The organism is Cupriavidus gilardii (assembly GCF_008801915.1).
GTDB lineage: Bacteria > Pseudomonadota > Gammaproteobacteria > Burkholderiales > Burkholderiaceae > Cupriavidus > Cupriavidus gilardii.
Map to the genome: position 1 here is coordinate 1 of NZ_VZOV01000051.1, position 7,237 is coordinate 7,237.

Consider the following 7,237-nt stretch of genomic DNA (forward strand, 5'->3'; position numbering starts at 1 on the left):
GCCGAAGAAGGACGAGCAGAGGTGTTCCAAGTCGTCCGCCACCTCGGGCTGGCCGGGGACTCGGATCGGGGCTTGGGTCAGGGTGGCTGGCATCGCTTGCTCCATCGGTGTAGTGCGTCGATGGAGGCAGTATAGAAAAGCTGTACCAACGAGTCAAGAAAAAATGTACTCGTGTGTTGCTTCCCTGTACCGGCGCTTACGGGATGGGATCGGAACGGACGACGTCAGTCGCCACGCGGGCAGCGACCTGGTTCAGCGCTTGCATCGTCAATGAGAAGGAGCGGGCGTATTGGCCGCTGATGGTGTAGGCGTGCGTTCCGTCGGACTGCCACTTGATGGTGATCGTCCCGACCGGTTCGCTGGCAGCAGGCTGACGGCTTGTCGTCCCCCGGAAGCGCGCCAGCTCGATAATGTTCGACATGGACCCCTCACGTGCCGGGCTTCCGCCGGCTTGTTGAAAGGTCAATGTAAGTTAGCTACTACTTAAGTGGGAGGCAGGCACGCCTGCCGGGGTGACAGGTGCAAGTGCGCAGGGGAGGGGGCTACGGGCGTAAAAAAGCCCGCCGGAGGGGCGGGCTTTTTCTTTTTAAGGCAGTCGATCAATCTCGCGGTGCGTTGCGACACGACGTAGCGTGGCACATTCCCCTTCAATCTCAAGAGAGATCTTGTAGGCGTGATTTGGCGTTACATCAATAGTGTACAGCTTTGGGTTGCGGTAGCCCTGGAGTGCGTGGAACCTTCGCCCAACAGGAATTGGATCGCGAAATAGATCGCGAAGCGCGCCGTCGGCCTGCTCCTTGAGCTCTGGAGAGAGCGACTTGTATTCCCTGTCAAATCTGGCCGTACGGCGCACCCGGGTGATGGCCAAGTCTAACCTCTGAGCGCACCAATAAGGTCGTCGGCAGATGTGAATTCGCCATCGACGATTTCGTCAAAGTCAGCGTCGTGCTCACCAAGTGCCCAGCAGAGTTCGTTTGTGATGTTATGAGCAGCAGCCAATGAGTCTAGCAAGCTGTCATAAGCCTCCACGACTCCATCGTCAGGCGTAAGTTCGGGAGCTCTCGCCGCCGCTTCGCGCTTTCTTTGATGGATGTCGTAGGCGCGAGCGATAGCATCTCTGGCATCTTCGAGCTTACGCAAGATCGTGCCATCTGCATCTACAGGCTTTTCGACGCGTTTGAGGTGCTGTACGAATTCCGCCGACAACCCGCTTAAGTGATCCAGGCTGTCTCGCTGGACGCAGCATGCGTAGATTGTGTCGTCGATAGCTTTGAGTAGGTCGACGCTGCGATGAGCCTCGAACTCCAGAAGTTGCCCGAAGGAGCGCAGGCGCGATACCTCTGTGCGTTCCATTGCTTTCTCCGATTCACAGCAAGTTGCTGTGATTGCATTGCCATGCACGTTTGACGGCAATGTAGGAGCGAAGTTTAGCATTGCCTAAAGATTGCTGTGTATCAAAGGCATCGGAAAACCACGAAAAACAGCCTTCCGTTTGTGATCAAAACAGCACGTATAGGGGGTGCCCTGCGGTGCATGGCGGCACTCCTTCACTATCCGCGCACACCTATCTGCTTGTTGTAGAGGCCGTCGGAGCGTCCGAGTACGCGCATCCCTTCTGCGCGGCCACCGCCTGCAGCTGGGCCGACCGATCAGTCGCGCTCTTCATGGCACTGTCCTTCTCCATCAGATTCCCGATGCCGAAGTCGCCGAGGAAGGACAGGACAGAGCGGCCGTCGAACTCGCTCTCCTTGTTGACGCGCTCAATGAAACCCTGGACCTTGGCCTGCTCAAGCTGGATCTCCCGGCATGACATGCTTTGCTTCTCGAAGTCCGTCAAGGCGCCCTGACGGCCGTAGTTCTTCGTGGCGCAGCCGGTGGCTGCAATGGCGGCAAGCGCCGCTGCTGCGATGACCCGCATGACTTCTCCTTCTTTTCTTTTGCTTGTGATGCTCTTCAGCCACTAATCTGCAGGTCGTATATCGTCCCGGCATCGTCCTGGCACATGCCGACGCCGCCGGCGCTCCAAGTGCTGTATTGGAACTGACAACGAAGGCCTCGACCATCCTCTGAGCGCGCAATGATTGTTCCGTTGCTTTGCCCCGTTGAACCGTAAGCAGTAGCAGTTGCCGTCGCCGCTCCAGAGAATGCGGTGGAAGTGCCCATGAAGCCGCTAGACATGTAGGCGAACTTGCCCTTGTACGTCACTCCGTCAGCAACAATGGTTACGTCGTTGCCGGGTCGCGTAGCGACACCGCTACCCGTCTTGGCATTACCTCTCGCCATCAGTTCTAGGTTGTAGGAGCATCCCGCCAAAAATGCCCCGAGCACGGTAACTGCAACAATCCGCATGACTTCTCCCGTTCGTTGTTATTCGTTATCCGGCTGACCCGGATCTCATTCTGTGGTGCCGGTGCGCTCGTGTCCTGCGGTGCGCCGGCCGCCGGTGGCGTGTTTGATGTCGGCTGGGTCTGCGGCCGTGCTGCCCGACGTCGCGAACGTTCCTCCGGTTTGCCTGCTGCCTGTCGACGCGAGTTCCAGGGCGGAAACGACAATCCGCTCAAGCTCGGCAAGTTGCTTCTCTGACAACTGATCCAGCCGCGATCGGGGAAATGCGAACGGCCAGGACGCGCCCGCCTGGGTCGCGCCAGCATCGTCCACGGGCAACGGTGCGCCCGTCACCTCCCTGATCTTCAACATCTGTGACCAGCCCGGCTCGTGTCGGCTGTTCTCCCACGCCGACACATTGGACTTGGTGACACCTAACGCATCAGCTAGCTGCTGCTGCGTCATGTGCGCCCGCCCGCGCGCCTCGATGATCCACCGGTTGAGTTCCATGGGCGAATGGTAAAGAAACTCTGTACCGAGAAGGTCGATATTATCTTGACTTGCAGGTACAGGATTTCTATACTTGGCCCTGCGTAGAGACTGAGTGGAATCCATGAAAGAGCATCCTATCGACATGGCGGCACGGATCGTGGGCTCACAGGTTGCCCTTGCGGTGCACCTGTCCGTCACGAAAGCTGCGGTGAATCAGTGGAAGCAGCCGGGACGAAAGGTCCCAGCCGAACACTGTCCGGCGATCGAGCGCCTTACCGGTGGTCTCGTCCGCTGCGAATTGCTTCGTCCTGATGTCGATTGGGCGTACTTGCGAGACGCAGCCCACGACGGCCAGCCGGCCGCCGCCTAAGGCCGCGTCATGCCCGCCCGTTGCTTTTCTTCTCTGGCTCTTCCAATGCGTCCGCCAGGCGTTCGAGCTGCGCGAGCAGGACGGCTGCCGTCTGCATGGCTTCTCGGACAGCAGCGCGCTGATCGATCGGAGATATGCCTTTCTGCCGAGGGCGCCCTTTGCCCGTGGCAAGCCACTCAGGTGAGACGCCGAGGACCCGAGCGAATTGGTGCGTGTACCGGCTTCCCTTGGCAAATCGGCCAGGGTCGAGAAGGTGTTGGACCGATTGGTATTGCAGCCCAATCCGGCGCGCGAGTTCGCGGATCGAGATTGGAGGGTCTGCGTTTTCGATGGCCCAACGGAGACGTTCTCCGAAAGTTCGCATGCGTTCAAGTGTGTCATGAGCTCTATGCAGGAGTGCCTGTCACCTGCCGGCAGGAATACCTGTCACCCCCGGCGCGTGTACTCGACCAAACGGTCGTTTGTTTTTCACAACAGTTTCAGTTTGCGTAGCAACCAGGAGTCCCAGATGGCACGCCGTGCTGAGTTTCGGAACGAGGTGAAGACGCGTCTTCGTGACCGCGCCTATGAAGCCCTCCAGCTCTACAAGGAGGTTCACGGGATCGATTCGGATTCCGCGGCTCTCGCCCGCATCGCCGAGCAGCATTTGTTCGGCGCTGTCGGAACTTTGCCCGTCGCGATCAGCGGCGTCAGTGACGGTTTGGGCCACAACGGCCCGCTGGTGGCGGCATGAGCCAGGTCAAGACGGAAGTGGTCGCGCTGATTCCGCCGGACGAGGCGAGGGACTTGGTGATGAAAGCCGCTGCGATGGGATGCAACACGCCCGATTTGCTCGGGATGCTGATCCTGGAAGCCGCCTATGGGTCGTTGCACCCCGAGGTCATCGCCTTCCATAAGCGGGCCAAGCAGGGACAAGTTGGGACGCAGGAGTAGGGCATGCCATCGCGTAGGACCATTGGAAAGAAACTCCGCTTCGAGGTCTTCAAGCGGGATGGCTTCAAGTGCCAGTACTGCGGCGCCTCTGCGCCCGACGTCATCTTGGAAGTCGACCACATCAACCCGGTCAGCAAGGGCGGTGAGAACGATCTTCTGAACCTCATCACGTCGTGCCGTGGATGCAACGCCGGAAAATCGGACGTTCTCCTTTCGGATGACGCTGCTATTCAGAAGCAGCGCGCCATGCTCGAAGAGCTTTCGATGCGCCGGGAGCAGCTGGAAATGATGCTGGCGTGGCGGGATGGCCTGAAGAAGATCGACGATGAGGTCGTTGAGACCGCGGCGGTCGCATGGGAAGCCCAGACTCGTGGCTGGTCGCTTAACGATTCCGGGCGTCGCGGACTTAAGACCATCCTGCGCACAGTTCCGTTACCTCAAGTGCTCGATGCCATCGAGATCGCCGCGGAGAAGTACCTCAAGGCAGACGATAAGGGCAATTGCACGGCCGAGTCGGTCGAGCTTGCCTGGGCGAAGGTCGGGCCCATCGCGAAGACTCTCCTCCTGCCTGACTATGAGCGCAGGCTTCTATACATCCGTGGCATCTGCCGAAATCGGTTCTCCTATTGCAACGACCATCGCTGCATCGAGCTTCTGAAAGAGGCCTATCACGCCGGCGTTGACATCGACACTCTGACGTCCATCGCCAAGGATGAGCGCAACTGGACAGGCTGGCAGAGCGCCATGCTTTATGCCATTGAGGGAGCGCTCTGATGGCCCGTTCTCGCAACATCAAGCCCGGTTTCTACAAGAACGAGGACCTTGCCGAATGCTCGGTGTGGGCCCGCTTCATCTTCCCGGGCCTCTGGATGATGGCCGATCGCGAGGGGCGGCTTGAGTACCGTCCCAAGCGGATCAAGGGCGAGCTGCTGCCCTATGACAACCAGGACACCGAGCCGCTACTGCGCGAACTCGAGAAGCACGGCTTCATCCTGATCTATGAGGTCGAAGGCACGGAATTCATCCAGATCGTCAACTTTGCCAAGCACCAGAATCCGCACCATCGAGAGGCTGAAAGCGAGATCCCACCCCCTCCGAGCCTAGGGCTCGACGGGGTTGCTAACAAAGCAAAGCCCGAGGCTTCCGCCCAGTGCAATGAGCATGGAGCCCAGGGCGAGCCTCGGATTAAGGATCAAGAACACGACTTGCCAAGGGGGGGTAGCCGTGCTGATTCTCTGATTCCTGATTCCGGATTCTCTGATTCCCTCATCGGCGGCATAGGTGGTTCGAACGTGGTAGGCGCAGGCACACCGCCGAGTGCCGCCGCCGAGATTTCGTCGACGTTGATCGCTTGGGAACGAGCCCGGGGCAAGGTGCCTCGCGGCATCAGCGCCAGCAACGCGCAGGTCATGGACCTCGCAGCGCAGAAGCCGACCTCCGAGGAACTGCGCAAGGCCTACGACCTGGCTGTCGCCGACCGCGAAGCCACCGGTGACGCAGCCCCGATCAACGCCGGCTTCGTGCTGGCGCTACTGGCCAAGGTTCGCAGCCCGCCGCGGCAACGGATGCCAAGGCCGTCCGACGCAAGAGCGCAAGAGCGCGCCGATGTCATCGCCACCCTTACCGGCAGGAAACCAGCGAATGAACGCACCCCTGAAACCCTCGACGTTGCGGCCCGCCGCATCGACTGACTGGCCCGAGGACGCCGTGCCCGAAGCCTGGATCGACAGCCTGTTTGCCCGCATGAGCGGCATGTACGGCTCGAAGTTCGCCGACATGTGGCGCGGCACGGATCTGACGGTCGTTCGCAAGCTGTGGGGCACAGAGCTGAACCACCTGTCGCGCGACGAGCTCAAGGCAGGCGTTGAGGCGCTGCGCACGCGGCTGTTCCCGCCGACGCTCCCCGAGTTCCTGGCCCTGTGCAAGCCGCCTGTGAACTACGACGCGGCGCTTTACGAAGCAACGCAGCAACTGCGTCTGCGCGCCGACGGCAAGGATGAGTGGACCAACCCGGCGTTCTACTGGGCTGCGATCAAGGTGGGGGAGTTCGACATGCTCAACCTGTCGCACAGCGCTCTCATCAAGCGATTCAGCGCCGCCCTGGACGAGGTGCTCCGCCGCGAGGTTCAGCCAGTGCCTCCGCGTGCCGTTTCTCTGCCGGCTCCGGGCAAGACGCGCGCTCAGCCGGAGAAGGTTCAAGCGGCAGTCGCAGAGGTCAAGGCCATGCGCCGTGAGGTAGGCAACAAGGACTGGGCGAAGAAGATCCTCGATCGGCAGAAGCGCGGTGAGAAGCTGGCTCTCGCGGTGGTGCAGATGGCCAAGCGGGCTCTGGGCATCGCAGATGAGGTGGCTGCATGACGGACGACACGCTGCTCGACATCGAGGCTTCGTTTCTCTACCGCAAGACCGAGCGGGACGACGCAGAAGTAGGTACGTCCGTCGCCACTACGCGCGCGCGGATTCTGGCGATCGACCCCGGTACCGAGGAGTCGGGGTGGTGCGTGCTCGCCGATGGCCGCGTCACGCTCTCGGGCGTCATGAAGAACCGGGAAGTGCTGCGCATGCTGGAGAGCACCGCAGGCTATGACCCACTCAACCACACGCTAGCCATCGAAATGATCGCCAGCTACGGGATGGCAGTAGGGCGCGAGGTGTTCGAGACCTGCCGCTGGATTGGACGCTTCCAGCAGGCATGGCACAAGCCCGAGGCCGTGCGCTTCGTCTACCGAAAGGACGTGAAGCTGCACCTGTGCGGCTCGCCCAGGGCTAAGGACGCAAACATTCGGCAGGCGCTGATCGACCTGCTAGGGCCGCAAGGCACGAAGAAGAATCCGGGGCCGACATACGGCGTGAAGTCGCACGCATGGGCAGCCCTGGCGGTGGCAGTAACGGCAGCAGACAACATCAACAAGGCATAGGGAGAACAGACATGGACAAGGAAGCGGTGGGGATGGAACAAGCCGAGCGCGAGGCGTTCGAGAAGTGGTGGTTCGACTCGGACTCGTTCGAGTATGGGCATACCGAATCAGCGCAATCCGCATGGGAAGCTGGCCGCACCGCCCTACGCGCCGAGCACCTCGCGCAGCAGCCGGCAGCGCAGGCGGCGGGGCTGACGGA

General features: G+C 60.7%; 13 protein-coding genes. 8 read left to right on the forward strand and 5 right to left on the reverse strand.

Annotated features, from left to right (window positions below; translation table 11 throughout):
- Positions 1 to 196: 196 nt before the first annotated feature.
- From F7Q96_RS26120 to F7Q96_RS26140, 5 genes are all read right to left on the reverse strand, one after another.
- A complete protein-coding gene (locus tag F7Q96_RS26120; protein WP_151023589.1) occupies positions 197 to 421 on the reverse strand; it encodes a hypothetical protein in 225 nt (74 codons plus the stop codon).
- Positions 422 to 870: 449 nt separating this feature from the next.
- Positions 871 to 1,353, reverse strand: a complete 483-nt coding sequence (locus F7Q96_RS26125; protein WP_144425773.1) for a hypothetical protein — start codon at positions 1,351 to 1,353, stop codon at positions 871 to 873.
- A 211-nt stretch (positions 1,354 to 1,564) separates the two neighbouring features.
- Positions 1,565 to 1,918 (reverse strand): hypothetical protein, encoded by a 354-nt coding sequence (locus tag F7Q96_RS26130; RefSeq protein WP_053821597.1) that lies wholly within the window; start codon positions 1,916 to 1,918, stop codon positions 1,565 to 1,567.
- A gap of 35 nt (positions 1,919 to 1,953) precedes the next feature.
- Positions 1,954 to 2,349 carry a hypothetical protein gene (locus tag F7Q96_RS26135; RefSeq protein WP_144425774.1) on the reverse strand — a complete coding sequence of 132 codons (396 nt, stop codon included), beginning with the start codon at positions 2,347 to 2,349 and terminating at the stop codon, positions 1,954 to 1,956.
- 45 nt (positions 2,350 to 2,394) lie between these two features.
- The gene (locus F7Q96_RS26140; RefSeq protein WP_053821598.1) at positions 2,395 to 2,835 is read right to left on the reverse strand and encodes a helix-turn-helix transcriptional regulator; all 441 of its coding nucleotides are present in this window, start codon (positions 2,833 to 2,835) and stop codon (positions 2,395 to 2,397) included.
- Positions 2,836 to 2,938: 103 nt separating this feature from the next.
- Here F7Q96_RS26140 and F7Q96_RS26145 point away from each other — a divergent pair, with 103 nt between their 5' ends.
- From F7Q96_RS26145 to F7Q96_RS26180, 8 genes are all read left to right on the forward strand, one after another.
- The gene (locus F7Q96_RS26145; RefSeq protein ID WP_082371434.1) at positions 2,939 to 3,187 is read left to right on the forward strand and encodes a transcriptional regulator; all 249 of its coding nucleotides are present in this window, start codon (positions 2,939 to 2,941) and stop codon (positions 3,185 to 3,187) included.
- A 508-nt stretch (positions 3,188 to 3,695) separates the two neighbouring features.
- Entirely contained in the window at positions 3,696 to 3,920 is a 225-nt protein-coding gene (locus tag F7Q96_RS26150) for a hypothetical protein (RefSeq protein ID WP_151023591.1), read from the forward strand.
- Positions 3,917 to 4,120 (forward strand): hypothetical protein, encoded by a 204-nt coding sequence (locus F7Q96_RS26155; RefSeq protein ID WP_151023593.1) that lies wholly within the window; start codon positions 3,917 to 3,919, stop codon positions 4,118 to 4,120. Before F7Q96_RS26150 ends, F7Q96_RS26155 begins: the two co-directional genes overlap by 4 nt.
- A 3-nt stretch (positions 4,121 to 4,123) precedes the next feature.
- On the forward strand, positions 4,124 to 4,894 hold the full coding sequence (locus tag F7Q96_RS26160) for an HNH endonuclease (RefSeq protein WP_151023596.1): 771 nt from the start codon (positions 4,124 to 4,126) through the stop codon (positions 4,892 to 4,894).
- Positions 4,894 to 5,811 (forward strand): hypothetical protein, encoded by a 918-nt coding sequence (locus F7Q96_RS26165; protein ID WP_151023598.1) that lies wholly within the window; start codon positions 4,894 to 4,896, stop codon positions 5,809 to 5,811. Before F7Q96_RS26160 ends, F7Q96_RS26165 begins: the two co-directional genes overlap by 1 nt.
- Positions 5,762 to 6,478, forward strand: a complete 717-nt coding sequence (locus F7Q96_RS26170) for a hypothetical protein (protein WP_151023600.1) — start codon at positions 5,762 to 5,764, stop codon at positions 6,476 to 6,478. Before F7Q96_RS26165 ends, F7Q96_RS26170 begins: the two co-directional genes overlap by 50 nt.
- A complete protein-coding gene (locus F7Q96_RS26175; protein ID WP_249041731.1) occupies positions 6,475 to 7,038 on the forward strand; it encodes a hypothetical protein in 564 nt (187 codons plus the stop codon). Before F7Q96_RS26170 ends, F7Q96_RS26175 begins: the two co-directional genes overlap by 4 nt.
- An 11-nt stretch (positions 7,039 to 7,049) precedes the next feature.
- A partial coding sequence (locus F7Q96_RS26180) for a hypothetical protein (protein WP_151023602.1) occupies positions 7,050 to 7,237 on the forward strand: 188 nt, incomplete at its 3' end.